At 56.4% G+C, this 24,033-nt stretch carries 19 protein-coding genes and 2 tRNA genes; 7 read left to right on the forward strand and 14 right to left on the reverse strand.

Annotated elements, in window-relative coordinates; translation table 11 throughout:
* Nucleotides 1–105: 105 nt before the first annotated feature.
* From MRBLMU1_RS19700 to MRBLMU1_RS19710, 3 genes are all read right to left on the reverse strand, one after another.
* A complete protein-coding gene (locus tag MRBLMU1_RS19700; protein WP_363504509.1) occupies nt 106–327 on the reverse strand; it encodes a hypothetical protein in 222 nt (73 codons plus the stop codon).
* Nucleotides 328–359: 32 nt separating this feature from the next.
* Complete coding sequence (locus MRBLMU1_RS19705) at nt 360–1,958, reverse strand: DUF6119 family protein (protein WP_363504512.1); 1,599 nt, start codon at nt 1,956–1,958, stop codon at nt 360–362.
* A 146-nt stretch (nt 1,959–2,104) separates the two neighbouring features.
* A complete protein-coding gene (locus MRBLMU1_RS19710) occupies nt 2,105–2,629 on the reverse strand; it encodes a site-specific integrase (RefSeq protein ID WP_363504515.1) in 525 nt (174 codons plus the stop codon).
* 285 nt (nt 2,630–2,914) lie between these two features.
* Here MRBLMU1_RS19710 and MRBLMU1_RS19715 point away from each other — a divergent pair, with 285 nt between their 5' ends.
* Both MRBLMU1_RS19715 and MRBLMU1_RS19720 read left to right on the forward strand, forming a co-directional pair.
* Nucleotides 2,915–4,153 carry a hypothetical protein gene (locus MRBLMU1_RS19715; RefSeq protein WP_363504518.1) on the forward strand — a complete coding sequence of 413 codons (1,239 nt, stop codon included), beginning with the start codon at nt 2,915–2,917 and terminating at the stop codon, nt 4,151–4,153.
* A 242-nt stretch (nt 4,154–4,395) separates the two neighbouring features.
* Nucleotides 4,396–5,025, forward strand: coding sequence for a hypothetical protein (locus MRBLMU1_RS19720; protein ID WP_363504521.1), 630 nt, complete (start codon nt 4,396–4,398; stop codon nt 5,023–5,025).
* A 522-nt stretch (nt 5,026–5,547) separates the two neighbouring features.
* Here MRBLMU1_RS19720 and MRBLMU1_RS19725 read toward each other — a convergent pair.
* Together MRBLMU1_RS19725 and MRBLMU1_RS19730 are read right to left on the reverse strand one after the other, a co-directional pair.
* Nucleotides 5,548–6,591 carry a hypothetical protein gene (locus MRBLMU1_RS19725; RefSeq protein WP_363504524.1) on the reverse strand — a complete coding sequence of 348 codons (1,044 nt, stop codon included), beginning with the start codon at nt 6,589–6,591 and terminating at the stop codon, nt 5,548–5,550.
* Nucleotides 6,592–7,237: 646 nt separating this feature from the next.
* Nucleotides 7,238–7,813, reverse strand: a complete 576-nt coding sequence (locus MRBLMU1_RS19730) for a hypothetical protein (RefSeq protein WP_363504527.1) — start codon at nt 7,811–7,813, stop codon at nt 7,238–7,240.
* Nucleotides 7,814–7,962: 149 nt separating this feature from the next.
* On the opposite strand from MRBLMU1_RS19730, the gene MRBLMU1_RS19735 reads away from it, so the two are divergent.
* Complete coding sequence (locus MRBLMU1_RS19735) at nt 7,963–8,124, forward strand: hypothetical protein (RefSeq protein WP_363504530.1); 162 nt, start codon at nt 7,963–7,965, stop codon at nt 8,122–8,124.
* A 670-nt stretch (nt 8,125–8,794) separates the two neighbouring features.
* Nucleotides 8,795–9,166, forward strand: coding sequence for a hypothetical protein (locus MRBLMU1_RS19740; RefSeq protein ID WP_363504533.1), 372 nt, complete (start codon nt 8,795–8,797; stop codon nt 9,164–9,166).
* A gap of 162 nt (nt 9,167–9,328) precedes the next feature.
* On the opposite strand, the gene MRBLMU1_RS19745 is transcribed toward MRBLMU1_RS19740, so the two are convergent.
* Complete coding sequence (locus MRBLMU1_RS19745; protein WP_363504536.1) at nt 9,329–9,451, reverse strand: hypothetical protein; 123 nt, start codon at nt 9,449–9,451, stop codon at nt 9,329–9,331.
* A 236-nt stretch (nt 9,452–9,687) separates the two neighbouring features.
* On the opposite strand from MRBLMU1_RS19745, the gene MRBLMU1_RS19750 reads away from it, so the two are divergent.
* Nucleotides 9,688–10,506 (forward strand): hypothetical protein, encoded by an 819-nt coding sequence (locus MRBLMU1_RS19750; RefSeq protein WP_363504538.1) that lies wholly within the window; start codon nt 9,688–9,690, stop codon nt 10,504–10,506.
* Nucleotides 10,507–11,131: 625 nt separating this feature from the next.
* Here the strand turns inward: MRBLMU1_RS19750 and MRBLMU1_RS19755 are convergent.
* The 4 genes from MRBLMU1_RS19755 to MRBLMU1_RS19770 form a co-directional block, all read right to left on the reverse strand.
* A tRNA-Asn gene (locus MRBLMU1_RS19755) sits at nt 11,132–11,207 on the reverse strand.
* 54 nt (nt 11,208–11,261) lie between these two features.
* Complete coding sequence (locus tag MRBLMU1_RS19760) at nt 11,262–11,870, reverse strand: choice-of-anchor C family PEP-CTERM protein (protein WP_363504541.1); 609 nt, start codon at nt 11,868–11,870, stop codon at nt 11,262–11,264.
* Nucleotides 11,871–12,073: 203 nt separating this feature from the next.
* Nucleotides 12,074–12,149 (reverse strand) — tRNA-Asn (locus MRBLMU1_RS19765).
* A 125-nt stretch (nt 12,150–12,274) separates the two neighbouring features.
* Entirely contained in the window at nt 12,275–13,477 is a 1,203-nt protein-coding gene (locus tag MRBLMU1_RS19770) for an amino acid aminotransferase (protein WP_315222147.1), read from the reverse strand.
* 114 nt (nt 13,478–13,591) lie between these two features.
* Between MRBLMU1_RS19770 and uvrB the strand changes: the two genes are divergently transcribed.
* Together uvrB and MRBLMU1_RS19780 are read left to right on the forward strand one after the other, a co-directional pair.
* Nucleotides 13,592–15,673: an excinuclease ABC subunit UvrB gene (gene uvrB / locus MRBLMU1_RS19775; RefSeq protein WP_363504544.1), complete on the forward strand. Its 2,082-nt coding sequence runs from the start codon at nt 13,592–13,594 to the stop codon at nt 15,671–15,673.
* Between the two features lie 18 nt (nt 15,674–15,691).
* On the forward strand, nt 15,692–16,714 hold the full coding sequence (locus MRBLMU1_RS19780) for a pirin family protein (RefSeq protein ID WP_363504547.1): 1,023 nt from the start codon (nt 15,692–15,694) through the stop codon (nt 16,712–16,714).
* A gap of 6 nt (nt 16,715–16,720) precedes the next feature.
* On the opposite strand, the gene MRBLMU1_RS19785 is transcribed toward MRBLMU1_RS19780, so the two are convergent.
* The 4 genes from MRBLMU1_RS19785 to MRBLMU1_RS19800 form a co-directional block, all read right to left on the reverse strand.
* Nucleotides 16,721–17,668: an alpha/beta hydrolase gene (locus MRBLMU1_RS19785; protein ID WP_363504550.1), complete on the reverse strand. Its 948-nt coding sequence runs from the start codon at nt 17,666–17,668 to the stop codon at nt 16,721–16,723.
* A 72-nt stretch (nt 17,669–17,740) separates the two neighbouring features.
* The gene (locus tag MRBLMU1_RS19790; RefSeq protein ID WP_363504553.1) at nt 17,741–18,838 is read right to left on the reverse strand and encodes an ABC transporter ATP-binding protein; all 1,098 of its coding nucleotides are present in this window, start codon (nt 18,836–18,838) and stop codon (nt 17,741–17,743) included.
* 9 nt (nt 18,839–18,847) lie between these two features.
* On the reverse strand, nt 18,848–22,648 hold the full coding sequence (locus tag MRBLMU1_RS19795; protein WP_363504556.1) for a GH36-type glycosyl hydrolase domain-containing protein: 3,801 nt from the start codon (nt 22,646–22,648) through the stop codon (nt 18,848–18,850).
* Nucleotides 22,641–24,014: a GH1 family beta-glucosidase gene (locus tag MRBLMU1_RS19800; RefSeq protein WP_363504559.1), complete on the reverse strand. Its 1,374-nt coding sequence runs from the start codon at nt 24,012–24,014 to the stop codon at nt 22,641–22,643. Before MRBLMU1_RS19800 ends, MRBLMU1_RS19795 begins: the two co-directional genes overlap by 8 nt.
* Nucleotides 24,015–24,033: the final 19 nt, after the last annotated feature.

Below are 24,033 nucleotides of genomic sequence, written 5' to 3' on the forward strand. Positions count from 1 at the left end.
CTTCAGCGACAAGTACTACCGTTTAGTCACCTTCGTGCCCAAGTGCCCAAGATCTTTTGAACCTCGTAGATGGTATGGCCGACAGCGTGCGCAAGCTAATGTTTATCAATTTTCCAGCCAAGGTAGCTCATCATCCGGTCCATAAATATAGTTATTAGCAATGTAAAATTCCCCACTCTTCTTAGGTCCATAGATGTAACCGCCTTGGATATAGTATTCACCACTATGCTGCGGACCATAAATATATCCGTTGCGAATGTAAAACTGTCCAGGCATCTTAGGGCCATAAATATAGTCATTGTGAATGTAGTATTTGCCCGAGCTCATCTCAACCTCTCAAAATTTCAGCTTTTAGAATTCTATGCAAGGTCATGTTTCGAGATGTAAATTTTCGGCTTAAGATTAAAGCTTTGCACCAATTTTCGCCAAGCTTCTATTGCCAATAAAAACTGAACCGAATTGAAATCTGTAATTTTTTCGACGTCACCCTCGAACACAAACCACAATCCTGCCGAAGTTAGTTGATGTTCGAACTCAATAGCATTTCTCATTATCAACTCAACCGAATCTTTGGATTGCTCGATATTATAAATAAGATCATGATTTGCCTCGGATATTTTAACAGAAATTATCTCTTCATTTTTATATAGATCCGCGATCTCCACTTTATATTTTTGCCTACCTTCACTCAAGGACTGTATTTGCGTCAATTGCCGATCCAGCAATGTATAGCCATGGTCAACACATAGTTTTTTATTGAAATAGCTTTCTCGATATAGCACTTTATCATCAACTTCCTCTTCGGCTAAAATTTTCCTTTCCTTCTCAGTTTTCCACGCGAGGTAATCTTTCTCACTCAAAGCGACGGTTTTAATCAACTCAATGTTCTCAAGCGACCGCTTAAGATAATCCATGAAAATCTGATTAAACTTGTACCATTCCCCATTTTTTAGAAAATAGTGCGAATTATCATGAAGCACAGGAAGATCCAGAACCTCCTTCAGTCCTTTGCTAAAGCTACCAAGTTCATCATTATGAAATTGTACCCGAATCGAATTGACATCAACTACATCCGTGTACTCTTCAAGAAATTCCCGAATAGCAGAAATTTCCAGTACATTCCCAATATTTTTTTTATGATATTTATCTTGCCCCGACTTTTTCGCAGACAATCTATATTCGTAATCATGAAAGCTGAAGCAAATGGCTACTCCATGAACGGTAAATTCCTCAACATTTACTTTCCCATTTTCATCCCTCAGAGAGGCGAGCAATAAGCCATCTAACTCGCCACCCAATTCACTTTCCACCTGCTCAAGTTTTGGCAGCTGAATTATCTCATCCTTTACCGCATGCGCATCAATTTGCTCGAAAACAGATGATAGATTCAACGGATGAATGTCCATATCCATTTGAATGGAGTCAGCAAAAATTATATTTTTCTTTCCCCATATTTCCTTATCCGAGGCCTTCAGTTTTAAATGATCGACCGATTCCCCTGGCTCATAACTATCCTTTTGAAATCTTTCGTACGACGAAACGTCTTGTCGTTTCGAACCCGCAAAATATCGGCTCTTCTTTAAAAGAATTGTATTCTCGTCTGCCATACGAACCGCCAAATTAATACCGAAATCGGCATTAATAAATTTAGCTAAATAAAAATGAGCTTTACCTAAGCTAACGGCGTATATCCGTTCCGCGTTCTTGGCATCTGAGCAAAGTAGCACGCCAAAATAAAAATAGTTCTTAGGTTCCTCAATTCCATCCTTGAAAAAATCCTGGTACGTTTGCCACCACCAAATGGGATTTCCTTCCACTTTTTCAGAGAAGTAAAATGTCATGGAGTAGTCTTTAGACTTCAACGTTTTCTGCTCTACAAGGCCGACAGCGTCCAACTTTTGTTTGAGATCATTTAATCGTTCATGGCGAATTTTATATATGTTGTAAGTATTGTGCATGACGCCCCTCGTGACTAACATAAATCTCAAAAATTAACAGATGTGGTCAGGATAGCATCTTGCCCAATCGAAAAATACACAAATTATCACTATGCAACGAATACAATAAAGTAACAGGCGGCCAATACAGGTCCGCCCGCCCCCCCCTATGCCGCTTCCAAATCCTCGGGCACAACAACTCCACGACCAGCCCCCATCAACGCATTGGACGCGCTTCCTGAGGCCTTCTCCAGCGTCTTCAATGACAAGTGCGCGTATCGTTCAGTAACCTTGTCCGAGTGTCCAAGGATCTTTTGGACCTCGTAGATGGTGTGACCGGCGTTGACCAAGAACGAAGCGAACTGATGTCGAAGATCATGCAGCCTGAGATGCGGCAGACCGGCCTTCACCCGCAATCGCCCCCAGACTTTATTCACAGCCGTCAACCGCTCGCCGGTCTTAAGGTTGATGAACAGGTGAGCCGACTTCCCCTCCGTGCCCAAGCGATCCAATACTTCGATTGCATGGTCATTCAAGGGGATCGCGCGCACCCGCTTAGACTTGGAGTTGGTCGCCGGCGACCGGCTTGCAGAGTGCCCGACTGTGCAGTGCGAACCCAGCACTAGGGGTTCGCCTTCCCCACCCCCAACGGCATCACCACGGCTTTCTATGCACAAATAAACGCCCCTCACGCCGCAGCCGGTGCCCCCTCGCCTGGACCCAGCAGAGCGCGCAGCTCAGGCCCTGGTTCGGGATCTCTGGGAAGTAATGCAGTCGAACGCGAGCCTGGTCACAGTAATCGAAAAAGGGCCATCAGCATTGGACTGTGACAATCTGCGTATATTCTCGTCATGCAACATGCTATCCTGTCAACAACGGAAACCGGCTAATTACCTCTGGTCACGAGGCTTGCAGCAGGAATTTTGTCTTTCAGCGAGACTGTCCATATGATTTTTAGGAACTGAGAGGAGGGGCACGTGGCTCGTGAGGACTACCTATTTGTGGGAGTCGATTGGCACTCGGTCGATCGGAATCAGCGCCAGCAAATGGCTGCTGAGATTGAGAAGGTCGATCCGGACCGACTGCTGAATACATCGATGGAAGATCTGGCAGCTTATTTCTCTAAGAAATACAGCATTGATGTGCCCGTGCTTGATGATGAAAATTTAGTGGTTGACCAACGAGAAAAGCAGATCGACGTTAGTAGAGACCCCGATAGATACATCAGCGACAGAAGTGGGCCGTTCTATATCACGGGCTCCGAAATAGAGGTGGAGATTCCGTTCACTGGCGAGGCGGAAGCCTTCAAGATTCAGCCGAACCCATATACTTTAAGTCCTCCTCGGGCTAGCGTTCGGGGGAGCATGCTGACTTTTTCAATATCAGGTACAACCCTCGATGCGTCGCAGGTACGAACTCAGATTGAACGGACTGTAGAAGAAATACAGTCATATCTGAAAAATCTTCGCAGTAATGTTAGTGGATTGAACAGTCAACTTACAGGAGAAGCTCGTAGCACAATTGAGGCTCGACGAAACAAGCTGCTCACAAATCGTAATACCGTTGCAGCCCTTGGGTTTAGGATGAAAGAACGTCAGGATGCGCCAAAAACATATTTACCGCCCGAGGTCCGAAAGAAGATCACTCCGGTAATGCCGACTGCAAGCTCTGCGTCCTACAAGCCAGAACCAGCAATAGGTGAAACGGACTACGAGCATATTCTTGGAGTCATGCATGGAATGACTCAAGTGATGGAACTTAGTCCCTCGGCGTTCTATGAGGTAGACGAAGAAGCCTTGCGCTCACACTTTCTTGTTCAGCTCAATGGGCACTATCAGGGTCAAGCCACTGGAGAAACCTTCAATTACGAGGGTAAGACCGACATCCTGATTCGATCAGAGGGGCGCAATATATTTATTGCAGAGTGCAAGTTTTGGTCTGGACCAAAGATGCTATCTTCGACAATAGATCAGTTGCTTGGCTATAGTTCTTGGAGAGATACAAAGACCGCAGTGGTTATTTTCAATCGTAACCGCGACTTCTCAAAAGTATTGGCAGCAATCCCAGAGACGGTCCGAGCGCATCCACAATACAAAAAAGATATGCAAGGATCAACAGACACCGTTTTTCGATACTTGTTTGCCAGTCGAGATGACCGGAATCGCGAGTTGTACATCACTGTTATGGCATTTGACGTGCCCACCCAGCGCAAGTGACGTCTCATATAACCGAATAGCAATAAAGGTTCGAGCGAATAGAGTTCAACAAACTTATCATTATTTTTACCATGAGCCTTGGGCAAGCGCTTTTAGAAACGCTTCGAGCAGGACTCCGCCACGAGGAACTTAATCAAGAACGCGGGCTTCCATTGTACGATTGGCACAAGGCTAAGTGGAGTAATGCCAATGGACGGCACAGTCTCCTCCCCCGCCAAGAACAACATTCTTACCACCAACCGATGAAAACTACCGCATTTGAATTTGCTTTATCCATCGAGAAGCGAATCGAAGCGCTTTCGACAGAGCAATATCACAACCGTCCTCGCACGGTAAAACGATTGATTGAAGAGTTATATCCTCTTTCTCGGCTAGCGCTCCAACTCAAGCAGCCGGGGCTCGCAGTAGATATCGAGGCCTACGAAAACAGCGGTCGGGCCGACGGGCATATTTGGCTGTCCGGTTATCTAGTCAGAGACTTCGACGTACAAGTGACTTTCGCGGGTTATGGCGAGAAAGAAGCGTTACGATCCGCTCTGATGGCTCAGCAGGGCTTTGCCCCTGGAGCTGGTCCAATTGAAATGGACAAGAAGACGAAGAAGATCATTGCAACTATGGAGGCCCAAGATTATTACGCGCCAATAAAAACATTGGGGGCATCGATAAATACATGTGTGCAGAAAAAGCTACAAAAGAAATATGCATCAGGAACCGTCCTACTGGTCGCTTTTGAGGATATGCGCCTGAGAGGTCGTGGTTGGTGGAAGTTACTCTACGAGGCGGTCGATGAAACGGGGGGAATTGAAGCTGGAAATTTTGCTCAAGTGTATCTATTCAATGGGTGCTCAAACGAATTACACCAAGTCGCCTAAAGTGCAATGCGCTACTCACGCGAGTTCGGTCGCTGTCCTCGGCGTCCCGTCCTGCATGAAGGGGCTGGCAGACGGCCTTCCAGCCTAGGCCTTGCCCTGCCCTCATGTTCTACACTAGCTCAGCGGTAGGGGTAGGTCATCCCCTCGCCCCGACGGCTTCACCACGGCCCACTATGCGCAAATAAACGTACTTGCCGCCGTGCCCACCCCCCCCCCACCCGGCCGCAGCATGAGTCGGTCGCTCTGCACTCGCGTTCCAACCCACCGTCGACGTCCCGCAGAGTGGCCGCCTGTGCACCCCGAGGACAAGGTGGATTACTGACTCAATGCTGTATGGCTTCGCAACAAAACTATACGACGATGTCGGTTTGCTTGCCACTTTGAGGGTAGTAAATCCGGATGTAAGCACAACCCTTACCGCAGGGAAGAAACAACTTATTTTTTTTGCCAGGCCAATCCGTTCGAAGGTTTGGGCTTTCCCAAATTATACTCTCGGAGTATGAAACAGGGGCAACCGCTTCATTAGCTTTCAAAAAAGACCCTATATATATAGCGGGAAGCTACGCCTGCAGATGTGGATACAACAGCTGAGACGATAAAATACATCCAGTCAAGTTTCCGAGCTTTGATGAATTCCTCTCGTTCAGCTTCGGCTGCACTCGATAAAGCAAGATAGCTTTTGGGTGGATTGTTTGCAAGCGCAGCCGCGACTATGCCGACTACCACGGACAGTAAAAACGCCACAAAACCAAATGTTAGTCGCAAGCTTTCTATGCGTTTCCAACTTGGAGAGGAAATTTCGTCTATTAAATAATTTAGTTTCTGATCCATTGTAAGCGCTTGGGCATATTTTGCCGCCTCGGAATGAGTCAGTGAGAATGGCGCAGAAACCGCATAAATACCGTAAATAGCAAGGCCAAGAAAAATCAGGGCCAATGCAAGACCAACAAGACCGTTGTATGTATGAATTATTCTTGGGAGCCAATGTTCCTTTTTTACGAACGTATTAAGCTTTCCTGTTATCAAATGCTCGATGTCCGTGCCCCACGTCCTCGCAGTGTGTTGGATACGCAGGTGGAATGAATTGCGAAGGTAGCGGATGGATGGAAAGAGAAGGTTTATTGAGGCATCAGAAAACATCGATTCTTTTCGAGCTGTATTTATAGAAAGTTCGATTGACTGTTTTTCAGCGGTCTGCTTATCTTCGAATTTTATAAGATAGGTCCATGCAAGCTCGGCAGCCACCGAAATTTTATCATTAACATCTCGGTACGACTCGAAATCAGAAAGGCCGTTAAGGAGAACTGATGAATCATCAGAATAAATAATATTCAGGCTAAATTGAATGAGCTGCCCTTTATTTTGCTGGCTAATCCGCTGATCAACCAAGCAAAAAAGATCGATGAGATGTGCCTTGTTTAAATCAAATTCGCCAAATATCCTCTTTTCTATTGTCTGAGGGCGTCCCAAAAGTCCACTAATAAAACTCCCTAAAGACTCGGGATCGACTGGGATCACCAGCGAATGACCATTCGGATGGCTTTGTAGATGCAGAAGATCATTCATAAATTTTCAATTTGCTAGATTATTAACAATCCAATTATACACTAAATATTGCAAAAAATAACTATATCTTTATGCAAGATAACTAACCCTAGAACCGCAAAGAGTCCAATCCGAAGACTGGGCTTTCCTCAATTCCGACTCCCCCCGCATGGACTCGAATCAGGGACCTGCGGATTAAAAGTTCTGAAGGCTACTTGCTTAGCAGGCAATCAGGCTACCTCTTCCACACTCGCCAAGTGTAAGCGCGCAGTTCATTTTCAGCGGTCATTTTTAAGCACCACCAAAAATTATCAGGATTTTCAAAACTACCGGTCAGGCAACCCGAGGTAAACTGATGAGGTAAGGAGCGGGGATTCGGCTGTGCCAAGGCCTGTACATACTGCAACTGGCGCGGTTCCAGTTTACGATGATCGTGAAGTTGACATGCTTGGTGGTGGGTATGCTCATAACACTCCTTTCATGGGACAAAAAAATGGCCCGCCCACCAAATGGTGAGAAGGCCAACTTGAAACTAAGGCGTACGCCTATTGCACTAACTGACTACTTGACGTCCTGCTTAGGAACACAGCGATAGACCTCTGTGGCTATCCCAGACAGCACACTTATGGGCCCAAACCTACGTACTATATCGGCACTGGTGCTACCTTCACTGTCGTGGTGAGGGCGGGTGTATAAACGAAATAATTCCAGTGGCGAGCATGGCGGCCAAGCCGCCGCCGAAAAAGAGTCCACTCATCACGAACAATCTTGCTGCATCAAATTCAAACAGGAAAAAGTTGGTATGTGGGGAATGTGCCGCCCATCCAACGGCAATGCTCATTAGCGCAAGCCCACAGCCACAGAACACGATAGCGACGAGAAGCGCAACCCAGCATGTGATCATGAAGGTCTTGGTCCAGATTCCGGCAATAGCAATGCCAGCAATTTTTTCGGAAAAGGTGATCGATGCGACAAAGACAGCAACCAGAATTGTCAAGAATGACTTCGCGAGGTCTTTTGACTCGGCGTAGTCATACTTTTGAAATGTATCGGCCAGTGCCTTACGACACGCCCAGAACTCTTTGCTTTCATCTCGCGAATAGGCCTGCCTAGTTGTCTGATCAGTACATGACCGAACCTCGGGTGGGTTTCTAAGCGCAGCGGTCAAAAAGAATGATCCAGCAGTAAAGGAAACTGTCGACAATAAAAGCACAAGTATGATCGAGAACACGGTGCGATTCATTCGGACCCTCCGCCTTAGCTAGATTATTGACGATTTTAAAACATCAACATGCCATAGAGTGATAATTTCAGCAAGTTTTATCCGCCACGGAGCACCGGGACATTCTGGGTATAATTTGAAAAACAAGCCAGACTGACGGGAGCACGTATGTGGTTCCCCATCGTTGTGTTGACAGCTGCCATTTCTGCGAGCCCCGCCGTGAAGCAGCACCAGCGAGCACCTCGCCGCCCTTCGTCAAGATCGGCCTGCAAAGCGTGATCATTTCGCAGCCGGGCATCTTCCTGCACTACGCCCGCCAGCAACTCCCCTAGCGGCAAAACGCCGACTCCGAGCTAGCACACCGCGACATGCTCGGCCCCGGCTGCTTTTTACTGGATGCGCTTTCACGGCAACGCACAACTCTAGTTATGAGAAAGTGACCGGGGAGCTGATGAAATTCTATGATGTTTTACGCACTGCGGCATCAATAAGGCTGCAAAGCTTGGTGCTACTACGCGATGTCCGCTCTGAAACCGGAAGATATTTTGGGTAGCATACTGACTCGCCATCATCACACTACCCAGACAACCGTGCCTTTACACGAACTAGCCCGACGCAAGGCCAATCGTAGGGGCTAACCCCACACCCCGGCGGCTCCACCATGGCCCGCTATGCGCAAATAAACGCACTCGCCGCCGAGCCTATCCCCAACCAACCGCTGCACGAGTTCGGTAGCCCTGCCCTCGCGTCCCAGTCCACCATCGACCGGCCTGCAGAGTGCCCCGCTGTGCCACCCGAGCCCAGTCTAAGGGGTAGCTCACCCGCAGAGTGCCTACCGATGACGGTGGGTTAGCCAATGAGATGCCATGTGACAATGTGTGATTTTTCCCTATGGAAAAATCTGCTATCGTTGATAAATGTCTCTAAGGGAGGGCATCTGATCATAAAGTGTCGAACCATTCTTTATTTTCAGATGATACCTAAATTATTTTAAAATAAATTATGAAAAAAATATTCACTGCGTTCTTTATTTATTTTGCTTTTTGTTCTTTTATGGCTTTCATCGACTTCGATTGGAATGCGGAAAATGAATACACTGTGAAAGATTCAATACAAAAACAGATACTTTATATGAATTTGGATCAAAAAAAGGCTTACTTCGTTGACTTAGACGCGATTGATTCTGCCGGAATGATGGGAGGAATGAATGGCAAGCTACTGCATGGAAAAGAAGTTAATGATATTCATGAATTAGCCAACAAAATTCGACAAAAACGAGGGAAGGAAATTGTCGATTTCCCGTCTAAATCGTTCAGCGAAGCTGTTTCCGATTTTTTTAAGATTCCCCTCGCAATTTTAATGAGCAGATCGTAGTTTTAGCACAGAGAACTAAAGTAATTTTCTTCTTTATACCAAGTATCGCGACGTGACGGGCAATCGGCTAGTGCGGAGATAACTAGCCATACCATGACTACTACGCTAAGCGACGCGTCGCGTCGCGTCGCGCACAGGATATTGTTTTCCTCAAAATTATGGTTACTTCGCCAAACCGACAAGAACAAGAATCAACAACCCAAAAAGCAGCCATCCGAAACCTATGGCAGAAATGAGGAAATACGCGCCTATGCCAAATAGCGCCAGCTGAGCAAGAAATTTCATAAGCGCGTCCTTCGCGGAAAACCTACAACTAAGTGTTGATAGATAGCATTATCATAGCCGAACGGAACTTGACCAAATCTCACAAATTCCCACCGAAAATTAATTGGTACCTAATATTGTTCGAATTTCCCATACGCGCTAGGAAAATGCTGATTTATTCACTTTCTGAAAACCAGCGGCCCTAGAACTCCTTTCCCACTATTCCTAAGGGTTTGCAAATTAAGGACTACGCACCGATGAGAAATTACCACCATCCGATTACGCGTCTCTGCCTCGTTGCCGCGCTGACTGCATGCGGAAAAGAGGCCGCCCCGACCAAGAAGATCACACCTTCGGCTGTGCTTGATCGCTTCGCTACCGAGTTAGTAAAACAGCACAAGCCCGAAATTCATGGCCATTCCGCGCCGATTCAAACACTGGAGACTCCGCTGTCCTACGTGACACAGTTCTTCACCAACACCCCCGCGATGTTAACGTCCATCGGCAACGATGGAGACAAGTATGCCTATGAAAAGAACCTAGCGATCACGGAAAAGTGGCAGCGGATGTATTGCACCGATGCACTCCAAGCACGGCTACGAGAAACTGGGATTGCCATTGCATCGGCACAGCTTATTGATTCAGCGGCTGGTCAGAAACATTCCCTAGCCATGTGCGTCGCCACTCAGCCGAAATCCCCTCCAACACCATCCAATTTCGCACCACCTGAAACTGGCCAATTCAGCCTCAGCCAGATTTGTAAAGCAGGCCTATCCTTGGTTTATGGTAGGGATACTGGCATCATGTCCGCGACAGTGAACGGCGGCCAAGTGCAAGTGAAATACACCCGCCAGACCGACGGCAAGGCCATGAGCTACCGCTGCAAACTCCATCTGGGCCTAATTCTTACGTTGGACGATTCTATTGCTGGCGCCCGATGGTACGGTTTCGATCCCAGGGACAGCAAATTGGAATATCAAGTTACCAGTGATCAGCTGGTCGTCCGAGACATCATTAATGGCAGTGTCAGCAGCGAAAAATCATTCTCGGCATCGCAAATTCGCAGAGATAATTAAAAAATTTCCTTCTGTACACTCAAAAACGAGGGATATACCGAGCTCTGTATATTCGACAGTTCGAACGCAATCGAATGCATTTAAACTTGGTTCATGTACGCGGCATTGGAGTTACGCCGCAAAATTCCCGCCCCCCCCCGCCCCCCCCGCCTCAGCAGATCGCCAATTCAGCACAACAATTTGCATCGAGAGTTATCCCGCGCCGACCAGTTCTCGATGTCGTCGAGGACTAGAGTAGTATTCCTGAAAGTGCCACCTCGTAAACCTCAAGATGACTAATCCAGCAATCACAATAGAGACCGCTTCAGCAAGGCATTAGAACTCTCCAGCGCGAAATTAGGCTCGTTTGTAGACTCGCAGGAATTCGAGGACGCAGTCCTAAAAGAGTAACTTACCGAGTTGACCTGCCGGCCCGCTGCATCAGTTCCGTCGCCCCGAGCTCGCGTCCCAGCCACCATCGACCGGCCTGCAGAGTGGCCGCCTGTGCGGCGCGAGCCCGGACTAAGGGGTAGCTCATCCTCACGTCCTAACAGCCTCACCTGGGGCTACTACGCTCAAATAAACTGGCCCTAAACGCAAAAACCCAACCGGGTTAGGGCTGGGTTTTTGAGATACTACGAATCGGTGGCTCCCCGACCTGGACTCGAACCAGGGACCTGCGGATTAACAGTCCGTCGCTCTACCGACTGAGCTATCAGGGAATTGAGGCCAGAATTATAGCCGCGCATCTTTGATTTGCCCAGTCCAAAAAACAACTATTTTCGCCGACGCGCCAAGCCACCCGCCATCGCCAATCCGACCAGCAACATGCCATACGTCGCGGGCTCCGGCACTGCGGCCATCACCGAGATATCATCCAACGCGGCGCCATAGTAACTATGATAAGGATCACCCACAAAGCTCAACGTGCTCGTGTCCGATACGGCGACAAAGCTGAAGCTCTTCCTGACCCAGCCCATATTGCTGAGTGTCTTGCCGTCGATATCGAAAGTGTAGGTAATCGGCGCGGTCACGCTAGCGTAGAAGAACTTGTCGCCGCCGCCGACGGGATTGCCGGCCAGGCTGAAGCTGACGTTGTATGTCTGCCCCACGACCGTGGCGAACGATTGCGAGATCGATCCCGCCCCGCCGCCATTCAAGTCGAGGCTGTAGCTGCCTGACGCCGGCGTCCAATAGGTGTTGATCAAGTCGACCGTACCGCCGATGGTCCAGCCGTCCAGGCCGGAGCCGATGGTTTCGAAACCGCCGCTGAAGCCGCCGGCGGACTCGAAGCCGCCGTTGTGAATCAGCTCGACCGACGCCTGCGCTGCGGGGCTGAGAACGGCGAAGGCTGCGATGGCGGCTAAGGCTTTTATTCTGGACATTTCACACCCCGTTATAGTTATCTAGATTAAACGAGAATTTCTTAGTATCAACTCGATAACTATACGCCATAACAAGCAAACATCAAGAATTACATTTTAGAAACAAAATGGATGCGACATGAACGGCCATGCGAATGAAAAAAGCCCCATGTGGCATCGCAACGATCTTAAGCGTTGCAAGCACACATGAGGCTTTTAAATTCTGGCTCCCCGACCTGGACTCGAACCAGGGACCTGCGGATTAACAGTCCGTCGCTCTACCAACTGAGCTATCAGGGATTAGAGGCAACATTTTATACTGTTTCGTTCGCGCCATCAAGAAAGATTTCCATCAGCGCAACTTCCAACAACATACCGTGCTGCCTTCCGGATCAAGCAACTGCTCAACCCGAAGAAGCAAGAGTTTAGAGCACTTTGGCGATGGCGTCAATAACGATGTCGATATTGCGCGAATTCAACGCCGCCACGCAAATGCGGCCGGTGTCGACCGCGTAGATCGACTGCCCGCGCAGCTGCTCGACCTGCGCCTTGGTCAGGCCCGAGTACGAGAACATGCCAACCTGGTCGCGCACGAAGGCGAAATCGTGGGCGGGCGCCTTGGCCTTCAGCTTCTCGACGAAGGCTTCGCGCATTTCCTTGATGCGCACGCGCATGCCGGCCAGCTCGTCTTCCCACATCTGACGCAGTTCCGGCGTGGTCAGCACGGTGGCGACGACCTTGCCGCCGTGCACAGGCGGGTTGGAGTAGTTGGTGCGCACGACGCGCTTCAACTGCGACATCAGACGGCTCGCCTCCTCGCCGCTGGCGGCGACCACGCTCAGCGCGCCGACGCGCTCGCCGTACAGCGAGAACGATTTCGAGAACGAGTTCGACACCAGCAGCGGGCCGCCGGCGTCGGCGAAGCGGCGCACCACGGCGCCGTCTTCGGCGATACCGGCGCCGAAGCCCTGGTACGCCATGTCGAGGAACGGCACCAGGCCGCCGCCGGTGACGGCCGCGATGACCTCATCCCACTGGGCCGAGGTCAGATCGGCGCCGGTCGGGTTGTGGCAGCACGCGTGCAGCAGCACGATGGAGCCACGCGGCATGGCCTTCAACGCGGCCAGCATGCCGGCGAAATCGACGCCGTGGGTGGCAGGATCGTAGTAGGCGTAGTTATTGACGGTGAAGCCGGCGCTTTCGAACAGCGCGCGGTGGTTCTCCCAGCTTGGATCGCTGATGTAGACTTGCGAATCGGGCGCGAAGCGCTTGAGGAAGTCGGCGCCGATCTTCAGCGCGCCGGTGCCGCCGATCGCTTGCACGGTGACCGCACGTTTCTCTTGAATTACCGCGCTGTCGGCGCCAAATACCAGCTCTTGCACCGCCTTGTCGTAGGCAGCCAAGCCTTCGATCGGCAGGTAGGTGCGCGGCGCTGGCGTCGCGATCAGGATTTCTTCCGCCTTCTGTACGCAAGACAGCAGAGGCACTTTGCCGTTGTCGTCATAATAAACGCCGACGCCCAGATTGATTTTGGCTGGGTTTTGGTCGGCGTTGAAGGCTTCGGTGATACCCAGGATCGGGTCGCGTGGTGCCATGTCGATGGCGCTGAACAAGCTAGGATTCGTCATGATAAGATTGGATTCGATTGGAAGCGTTTCGCAGCGGATGAACGTAGACAGCGCCCCTCAAAAAACTACTTCAGGCCGCTGGCAGGCCATTATTCTAACAAAGGTCGGACCACGATGGCTGAATTACCAGTAGTAGATACCCCCAAGGCAACGGTTGTTACCTTCCCGGATTCGCCGTTCAAGTTGCACCAGCCCTTCCCGCCCGCCGGCGACCAGCCGGTGGCGATCGACAAGCTGTGCGAAGGCATCGACGACGGCCTGTTCTTCCAGACGCTGCTCGGCGTGACCGGCTCCGGCAAGACGTACACGATGGCCAACGTTATCGCCCGCAAGGGCCGTCCGGCGATCGTGTTCGCGCCGAATAAAACGCTGGCCGCGCAGCTGTACTCGGAGTTCCGCGAGTTCTTCCCCGAGAACGCGGTCGAGTACTTCGTCTCGTACTACGATTACTATCAGCCGGAAGCCTACGTGCCGCAGCGCGACCTGTTCATCGAAAAGGATTCGTCCATCAATGAGCACATCGAGCAGATGCGCCTGTCGTGCACCAAGTCGCTGATGGAGCGGCGCGACGTCGTCATCGTCGCCACCGTGTCGGCCATCTACGGTATCGGGAATCCCAACGAATACCACCAGATGATCCTGACCTTGCGCCAGAAGGACCGCGTCTCGCAGCGCGACATCATCGCGCGCCTGATCCAGATGCAGTACACGCGCAACGAGGTCGATTTCGGCCGCGGCACGTTCCGCGTGCGCGGCGACACGCTCGACATCTTCCCGGCCGAGAATGCGGAGCTGGCGGTGCGCCTCGACATGTTCGGCGACGAGCTGGAATCGATCCAGCTGTTCGACCCGCTGACAGGCCGCGTCAAGCAGAAGATCCCGCGCTTCACCGTCTATCCCGGCTCGCACTACGTCACGCCGCGATCGACCGTGCTGCGGGCGATCGAAACGATCAAGCTCGAACTGCGCGACCGCCTGGAGTTCTTCCGCAAGGAGAACAAGCTCATTGAGGAACAGCGCCTCGAGCAGCGCACCCGCTTCGATCTGGAGATGATGGCCGAAATCGGCTTCACCAAGGGTATCGAGAACTACTCGCGCCACCTGAGCGGCGCCATGCCGGGCGAACCGCCGCCGACCCTGGTCGACTACCTGCCGAAGGACGCGCTGATGTTCCTCGACGAGTCGCACGTGTTGATCGGGCAGCTGAGCGCCATGTACAACGGCGACCGCTCGCGCAAGACCAACTTGGTGGACTACGGTTTCCGGCTGCCGTCGGCGCTGGACAACCGGCCGTTGAAATTCGAGGAATTCGAGCAGAAGATGCGGCAGACGATATTCGTCTCCGCCACGCCGGCCGACTACGAAAACTCGCACGCCGACCAGGTGGTCGAGCAGGTGGTGCGGCCGACCGGCCTGGTCGATCCGCTGATCATCGTGCGCCCCGCCCGTTCGCAGGTGGAGGACCTGATGTCCGAGATCACCGACCGCGTCGCCAAGAACGAGCGCGTGCTGGTGACCACGCTGACCAAGCGCATGTCCGAGCAGCTAACCGAATACCTGAGCGACCATGGCATCAAGGTGCGCTACCTGCACAGCGATATCGAAACGGTGGAACGGGTCGAACTGCTGCGCGACCTGCGCATCGGTACCTTCGACGTGCTGGTCGGGATCAACCTGCTGCGTGAGGGCCTCGACTTGCCGGAGGTCTCGCTGGTGGCGATCCTGGACGCCGACAAGGAAGGCTTCCTGCGCTCCGAACGCTCGCTGATCCAGACCATCGGCCGCGCCGCGCGTAACCTCAACGGCGTGGCGCTGCTGTACGCGGACCGCATGACCGATTCGATGGAGCGCGCCATCGGCGAGACCGAGCGCCGGCGCGCCAAGCAGATCGCCTTCAACGCCGCCAACGGCATCATACCGCGCGGTGTGAGCAAGATCATCAAGGACATGATCGACGGCGTCTACAGCCCGCAGGACGCGCGCGAGAACCTGCAGGTGGCGCAGGAGGCGGCCAAGTACGAGTCGATGAGCGAGAAGCAGATCAGCAAGGAGATCAAGCGCCTGGAGAAGGCCATGCTCGATCACGCCAAGAACCTGGAGTTCGAAAAAGCCGCGCAGGTGCGCGACCAGCTGCATGGACTCAAGCAGCAGCTGTTCGGCGCCCCGGGCGCGGACACGCCGCCCACCCCGGCCTGACCAATACAAAGAGCGACGATGAATCCGATTTTAAGCAGCGGCCCGCTGGGCTTCCCGTGGGCGACCATGGACCCGTTCCTGTTTTGCGTCCACCACGTGGACAACTACCCCAAGGGCGACGGCAAATTCGGTCCGGCCACGTCCCTGGCGGGGCGCCGCCTCGGCCAGGACTTCATGAATATCGACGGCTGGAATATGTACCACGGCGAACAGGTGCCGGGCTTTCCCGGCCACCCGCACCGAGGCTTCGAGACGGTGACCATCGTGCGCCATGGTGTGATCGATCACGCCGATTCGCTGGGCGCGGCCGCGCGCTTCGGCGCCGGCGATGTGCAGTGGCTGACGGCTGGACGCGGCATCGTCCACTCGGAGATGTTCCCGCTGCTGAAGACGGAGGACGGCAATCCGCTCGAACTGTTCCAGATCTGGCTCAACCTGCCGGCCCGCAGCAAGTTCGCCGAGCCGCACTTCACCATGCTGTGGTCCGAGGACGTTCCCCGCGAAACCGTCACCGACGCCACCGGCGCACGCACGGAAGTGGTCTGCGTTGCCGGTCGCGTGGGCGGTGTCGACGCCCTGCCCCCGCCGCCGGATTCCTGGGCCGCCGCCGAGGACAGCGACGTCGCGATCTGGGTAATAACGATGGAGCCCGGAGCGCAGTGGATCCTGCCGCCGGCGCGCGGCGCCGGCACCAAACGGGCGCTGTATTATTTCGATGGCGAAGGCGCCAGCCTTGGCGGCCAGCCGCTGGCGTCGCGCAGCGTCAACGACGTGCGCACCGACACGCCCCTGCCGCTGGTGAATGGCGCCGCCGGCAAGGCGCAGTTCCTGGTCCTGCAAGGACGGCCGATCGGCGAACCGGTGGTGCAATCGGGCCCGTTCGTGATGAACAGCGAGCAGGAGATCCGCCAGGCCCACGCCGACTACCGGCAGACCGGCTTCGGTGGCTGGCCGTGGCCGGATGGCGCCCCGGTGCACGGCGCCGACCCCACGCGCTTCGCCCGCCACACCGATGGCAAGGTCGAACGGCGCGGGGGCTAGGCCCCGTCAGCGCTGTTTGACAAAGGCCGCGACGGCCTCGCTTAACTGCGGGGCCAGCGGCAGGCTGGCGTCGCTGTACGATGCCATTTGCCGCGCAGGATCGGCGGGAACCATTTTCAGCACGTGATTCATACCCTCGATGGTCACCAGCTTGGCCGCCGGCGCGGCGGCCGATAGCGCCTGTGCCTCTTTCACCGAGACCTGGATGTCGGTCGTTCCCTGCACGATCAGCACCGGCATTTTCAGCGCGGCGATCGCCTTGCGCGGATCGGTCTTGAAGGACGAGATCAAATACGGCTGGACCGATGGCCGGTACAGCATCATCAGCTCCGGCGGCACATCCTCGACCTGCTTGCCCTGCTCCAGCGCGACCAGTATGCGTTCGTTCGCGCCGGCCAGCGCGGGCGGGAGCTTGGGTTTTAGCTGGTCGCGCAGGATGTCGGCCAGCGGGTGGCCGGCGCCGGAGATCGACACGCAGCCATCGGCCTTGGCGCGCTGGCAAGCCACCAGGGCGATCAGCGCTCCCTCGCTGTGCCCCGCCATCACCACACGGGAGAAACGCTGGTCGGCGCGCAGTTGGCGCATCCAGACCACGGCGTCATCGATGTACGTATCCAGGCGCAGATCGGATTCCTCCTTCGCCGCGCCGGCGCTGGAGGCGACCCCGCGCTTGTCGTAGCGCACCGTCGCGATGCCCTGCTGCGCGAGCGCTTCGGCCAGCATGCGCAGGGAGTTATTCAGCAAGGAAGCCGGCGCGCTGTTGCCATCGCGGTCCGTCGGGCCGGAGCCCGAATGCAGCAGCACCACCGGCACTTTGGCGCCGCCCTCCGGTACCAGCTCGGTGCCGTACAACGCTCCGCCCGGGACGGTCTGTGTAACGGAACGTTCGGTATAGCTGCCAGCATGGGCGGCACAGGACAGCACCAGCAATGACAGCAAAAATTTACAGCGCATTCGCAACTCCCTGATCGGTATCGGTAAGGCCTATGATACCGGACAGCGCCAGCGAAGTCGCCCGCTGCACGCTCAATAAACGGCTAGTCCGTCCGCGTCGAAGACGTGCCAGCGCGCCGCCTCGACGCGAATGACCGCCGTCTGGCCGCCCTGCCAGCGCGCTTCGGCGTCCACCCTTGCGATCAACTGGGTCGCGCCATCGTCGGGTGTCAGATAAATGTAGCTGGCGTCGCCGAGCAATTCCGCCGCCTGCACCGTGACCGGAATACCGGCGGCACCGCCGCCGGCCGGATCGTGCGGCGCCAGCGCCATGTGCTCGGCGCGCACGCCCAGCGACACCGGCGATCCGGGAACCAGTCCGTCGCGCGCGCCGATCGGCACCAGCGCGCCGCCGGACAGCCGCACCGCCATCGCCTGCCCGGCCAGCAGCTCCACCACGCCGGTCAGGAAGTTCATCGCCGGCGAACCGAGGAAGCCGGCGACGAACATATTGGCCGGCCGCTGATACAGCTCCAGCGGCGCGCCGACCTGTTCCACACGCCCGCCTCGCAGCACCACGATGCGGTCGGCCAAGGTCATCGCCTCCACCTGGTCGTGCGTCACGTAGATCATCGTGCTGCCCAAGGTGCGGTGCAGGTTTTTCAGCTCGATGCGCATCTGCACCCGCAGCGACGCGTCGAGATTGGACAGCGGTTCGTCGAACAGGAACACCTCCGGCTGGCGCACGATCGCGCGGCCGATCGCCACCCGCTGGCGCTGCCCGCCCGACAGCTCCTTGGGCTTGCGCTGCAACAGCGGCTCGATGCGCAACGTCGCCGCCGCCTGTTCCACCTTGACGCGGATCTCATCGCGCGACAGTCCCGCCATTTTCAGCGCGAAGCCCATGTTGTCGAACACCGTCATGTGCGGATACAGCGCATAGCTTTGAAACACCATCGCGATGCCGCGCGCGGCGGGTGTCACGTGCGTCATGTTGCGGCCGCCGATGGTCACCGTGCCTTCGTCCGCGTCTTCCAGGCCGCAGATCGTGCGCAACAAGGTCGATTTTCCGCAACCGGATGGCCCCACGAACACCACGAACTCGCCGTCGGCGATGCTCAGGTCAATGCCGCGCAGGATAGGCTGCTGGCCGAAACCCTTGCGTATGCCGCGAATGTCTACTCCTGCCATGACTTCCCCTCAGCCCAAAACCAGTTCGACGCGATGGACCGCGCCATCGCGCAGCAGCGGAATGCGCGCCACGCCGTCGTCGGCCGCGAGCGCCGTGCCGTCAAGGGTAACCGATACGACATCCTTGGCGCTATGGCCGGGATTGAGCACCTTGATCTCGTAGCTGCCGCCGCCATCGGGCAACTGATGGAGGATGCTGAACCCGGGCCAATCGTCCGGGATGCGCGGCGCCATTACGATCGTGTCGCCGCCTTCGATGCTGAAGCCCAGTACGGACTCCAGCCCCACCCGATACATCCAGCCGGACGATCCCGTGTACCAGGTCCAGCCGCCGCGCCCCACATGCGGCGCCTCGCCGTAGACATCGGCCGCGATGACATACGGCTCGACCTGATACACCCCCACCGCCGCCATGTCGCGCGCGTGGGTCACTGGGCTGAGCATCTCCAGCAGCGGCGCGGCGCGGTCGCGGCGTCCCGCTTCGGCCATCGCCCGCACCACCCAGCACGCCGCATGGGTGTACTGGCCGCCGTTTTCGCGCACGCCCGCCACATAGCCCTTGATGTATCCCGGATCGTTGGGCGTATTGACGAAAGCAGGCGTCAGCAGCCGTATCAGGCCATCCTGCTCGGACACCAACCGCTGCTCCAGCGCGTCCAGCGCCTGCGCCGCCCTTGCCGGCGGCGCCGCCTCGGAGATCACGGCCCAGGCCTGCGCCAGCGCATCGATCTGACACTCGTCGCTGTCCTTGGAGCCGATGACGGCGCCGTTGTCGTAATAGGCGCGGCGATACCATTCGCCGTCCCAGCCGCCATCGTTCAGCGCCTGGTCCAGATGATCGTGATACGCGCTGTAAATGGCGATGCGCGCGGTATCGCCACGCCGCTCGCAGATCGGCAGGAAATCCTTGATGATGCGCGACAGGAAAAATCCCATCCATACGCTTTCGCCGCGTCCTTCGCGGCCCACGCGGTTCATGCCGTCGTTCCAGTCGCCGGTGCCCATCAGCGGCAGGCCGTGGGCGCCCTGCGTCAGCGAGCGGTCCAGCGCGCGGCAGCAATGCTCGTAGACGTCTGCGCTTTCACCAGACAGCGACGGCTTCAAATAGACCTCGTCCTCGCCCTCCTCCAGCAACGGCGCCGTCAGGAATGGTTCGACTTCGTCGAGCACGCTCCAGTCGCCGGTGGTCTTGATGTAGAAGGCCGCGACGTACGGCAGCCACAGAAGATCGTCGGAGAAGCGCGTGCGCAGCCCGCGTTCCAGCGGCGCCGTATGCCACCAGTGCAGCACATCGCCTTCGACAAACTGGTGCGCCGCATGGATGCGGATCTGCTGGCGTGTCAAGTCGGGACGCGCGTAGATCATCGCGCTCGAATCCTGCAACTGGTCGCGGTAACCCAACGCGCCGCCGGACTGGTAGAACGCCGAACGTCCCCAGATACGGCAACTGAGGTTCTGGTAGGCCAGCCAGCCGTTCTGCATCAAATCGATGGCCGGCACCGGCGTGCGTACCTGCACGGCGCCGACGGTGTGGCGCCAGAAAGCGGTGATCTCGTCGAGCGCCCGCTGCACCGCGCCGGGGGCTGCGTAGCGCCGCACCAGGTCAAGCGCCGCCGCGCGTTCCTGCGTCTCGCCCAGCAGCACAACCCATTCCAGGGTCGCTCCCGGCGCCAGTTCATGCGTCGTCTGGAACGCGGCGCATGGATCGAGGCCCGCGCCGGTGGCGCCATTCAATTGAGCGGCGGCCAGCGCGGCAGGCTTGGCAAGGTCGCCGTGCCGGCCGATGAACGCCTCACGGTCGGCGCTGTGATGCACCGCCGCGCCATCGCCCGGCAAAGCGGCAGTAAACGTGACGCCGTCCGCGAACTGGCCAGCGAGAGGATTGGTCGCCAGCAGCGCGCCGGATGCATCCCACTCGGTGATGACGAACCGGCTGCTATCGGCCGGCGTACCGCCCAGCACCAGCCGCTGGTACGAGAACAGCGACAGGCGGCGCACAACCGCGTCGCGGTTGGTCACGCGCACGCGCACGATCTTGACCGGATCATGGCGCGGCACGAACATCACCGTTTCCTGTTCCAGGCCATGGCTAAAATGATTGAAGCGCGTATAACCGAAGCCATGCGCCGCCTCGTATCCCGCGCGCGCCGGGGCCGGACCGGGCACCGGTGACCAGTACTGGCCAGTGTCCTCGTCGCGCAGATACAGCGCCTCGCCGTGCGGATCGCGTATCGGATCGTTGGACCATGGCGTCAAGCGGTATATGCGGCTGTTGCGGCTCCAGGTGTAGCCGGCGCCACTTTCGCTGACCAAGAAGCCGAATCCCTCGTTCGATATCGCGTTGGTCCAGGCCAGCGGCGGGCGGCGCAGTCCATCGGTCGCGTTCCAATCCATGCGAATCACATACTCGTCGCCGGCATCGGTAAACCCGCCATAACCATTGAAGTGATGCAGCACGGCGCGGCCAGGCACCGTCTCCGGTCCATCCTGTTGCGCAGTACCCATGGCCGGCGGCTGGGAGGCGGCCGCGCCGACGTCGGTATCCAGCACCGGCATCCGGCCGCGAACAACCAATAGCGCGGTCATTTCAATCAACGCGAGATCCTGCTTTTTGAACTTTTCAGGTTTGCGCACATGGACGCCTTCCGCATCCTTGTAAGAGCCGTCACGATCTAGCAGTAAAAGATCGACCATCCAGCCGTGCGCGGCCCAATAAGCGCGGGCACGCAGCAGCAAACGCGCGTTGGCATCGTCCGCGCCATCGACCCACAGGACGGCCAACGGCCCGGCCGGAAGAGCGTGGGAAGAAAGAACGGAACCAATATCGGCGGAAGCCTCGACCTCACGCGCGGTATGGCGCGGTGCGCGTACCGCCGGCTCGCCATACAGCATCGCACCCGCCAACCGCTGCAAATAACTCGCCTCGTCCGGACTCAAACCCAATCGCTGCTCCAGCGCCTGCTGGGCGGCGCGGGCGGCATTGATCGGCGCACGATCTGTCGGTTCCAGGCCGGCGGCTAACGCGAGCGCGTGCTCGCGACTGCCCGCCGCGCCCAGGATAAATGCCACGCTGGCGTGCGTCCCGGGCGCCAGCGTTACCGCGCGGCGCAAGCTAAACGCTGGATCGAGCACATTTCCGGCCGTGCCGGAAAGTTCTCCGTCCATGCCGGCCGGCGAGCGCAACTCGCGTCCGCGTCCGACAAAGCGCGTGCGATCGGTCTCAAAGCCGGCGGCGTCGCCACCGGCGGCGACATGCACCATCCACAGCGCCGCATCGCCCTCGCCGCGCGGTCTGCGCCGTGCCAGCAAGGCGCCTGTGGCGGCGTCGTGCTCGGTCTGCACGAACAATTTGGAGAAAGCCGGATGAGAGGCTTCATCCGCCTGTCGATTCAACACCACTTCCAGATAGCTGGTCACCTCGATATGGCGCTCGGTAGAGCCGGTGTTCTTGAGCACCACGCTGCGCAGTTCGAGGTCCCGCGCGGGATCGACGGCGATCTCCATATGCGCCGCGATGCCGTGCGCCGATACGCCAATCCAGAAGCTTCCAGCCTCGCCGCCGGAGGTCCTGACCGCGTCCCCCGGGCCGCCGGGCTGCAAGCCCAGCGACCAGACATCGCCGCTGACGGTGTCGCGCAGATAGACAAAATAGCCCTCGCCGTCCTCGACGCGGTCGCCGCTCCAGCGCGACAGGGCCATATCGCCGACCTGGCTGAAACCCATGCCGGCGCCGGTGATCAACGTGGTGAAGCTGCCGTTGGAGAGCAGCCGCGTTTCACGCGCAAAGGTGTTTTCTAAACGATTATTCATGATGCTTTCCGGCGGCTTGATTGAGGCAGGAACCATTGCTGGCGACGATATCGGCATACAGCATTGCGCTGTCTTTCAACGTGCGCTGCTGCGTTTCAAAATTAACGTGGATGATGCCGAAGCGCTTGGAAAAGCCCAGCGACCACTCCAGATTGTCCAGCAGCGACCATACCATGTAGCCGCGCAGGTCGACGCCCGCTTCCAGCGCGGCGCTGATGGCGCCCATATTCTTGCGCAGGCAATCAACGCGCAGCGGATCGTGCACCCGCCCGCCCTCGGCCTGCGGCGGGTCATAGAACGCCGAGCCGTTTTCCATCACATACAGCGGCGTGTCGCCGTACAGGCGTTTGAAATTGACCAGCGTATCCGTCAGCCCCTGCGGGAACACCTCCCACCCTGTCTCGGTGTAGGTCGCCTGGGTCTGACGGACCGGCGCCACTTTCAGCGGCCAGTTGGAGGGCTCATCGCGCACCACGCTGCGGGTGTAGTAGTTGATGCCGACGAAGTCCAGCTTCTGGCCGATCAACTCGAAGTCGGCGGCGGGCCAGTCCGGCCAGGCGTCGCCGAACATCTGCTTGAGCTCCGGCGGATAGGCGCCCAGGAAGATCGGATCGAGGTACTGGCGGTTCATGTAGGCATCGGCGCGCCGCGTGGCGTCGAGATCGGCCTGCGACTGGCTGGCCGGATATTTAGGTTCGATGTTGACGACGATACCGATTTGATGCTTCCCCACCTCCCGATAAGCCTTGACGGCGCTGCCGTGCGCGCGCATCAGGTTATGACTGGCCAGCGCCGCCTCGTGCACACTGCGATGGCCCGGCGCCAGGGTGCCATGCATGTACCCACCGTCGGTGACCACCCATGGCTCGTTGAGCGTGGCCCACGACTTGACCCGCCCATCGAAGGCCTGGAACAGTATGCGCGCATAGTCGGTGAACCAGTCGGCGATGTCGGGATTGAGCCAGCCGCCCCGGTCGTCCAGCGCGGCGGGCAAATCCCAGTGGTACAGCGTGAGCATAGGCTCGATGCCATTGGCGAGCAGCTCGTCGATCAGGCGGCTGTAGAAATCCAGACCTGCCTGATTCACGGCGCCCCGCCCTTGCGGCAGGATGCGGCTCCACGAAACGCTGAAGCGATAGGCTTTCAGCCCGAGCTTCACCATCAGCGCGACGTCCTCCTTATAGCGGTTGTAATGGTCGCAGGCGACGTCGCCGTTGTCGCCGTCGCGCACATTGCCCGGCACCGCGCAGAAGCGCTGCCAGATGCTCGGCCCGGCGCCGTCGGCCAGCGGCGAGCCTTCGATCTGATACGCCGACGTCGCGCTGCCCCACAGGAAGTCGGCGGGAAACTGGATGGATTTGCTCATTTGATGATCCTTGTGATCT

The organism is Burkholderia sp. LMU1-1-1.1 (genome assembly GCF_040675865.1).
Taxonomy (GTDB): Bacteria; Pseudomonadota; Gammaproteobacteria; order Burkholderiales; family Burkholderiaceae_D; genus Rugamonas.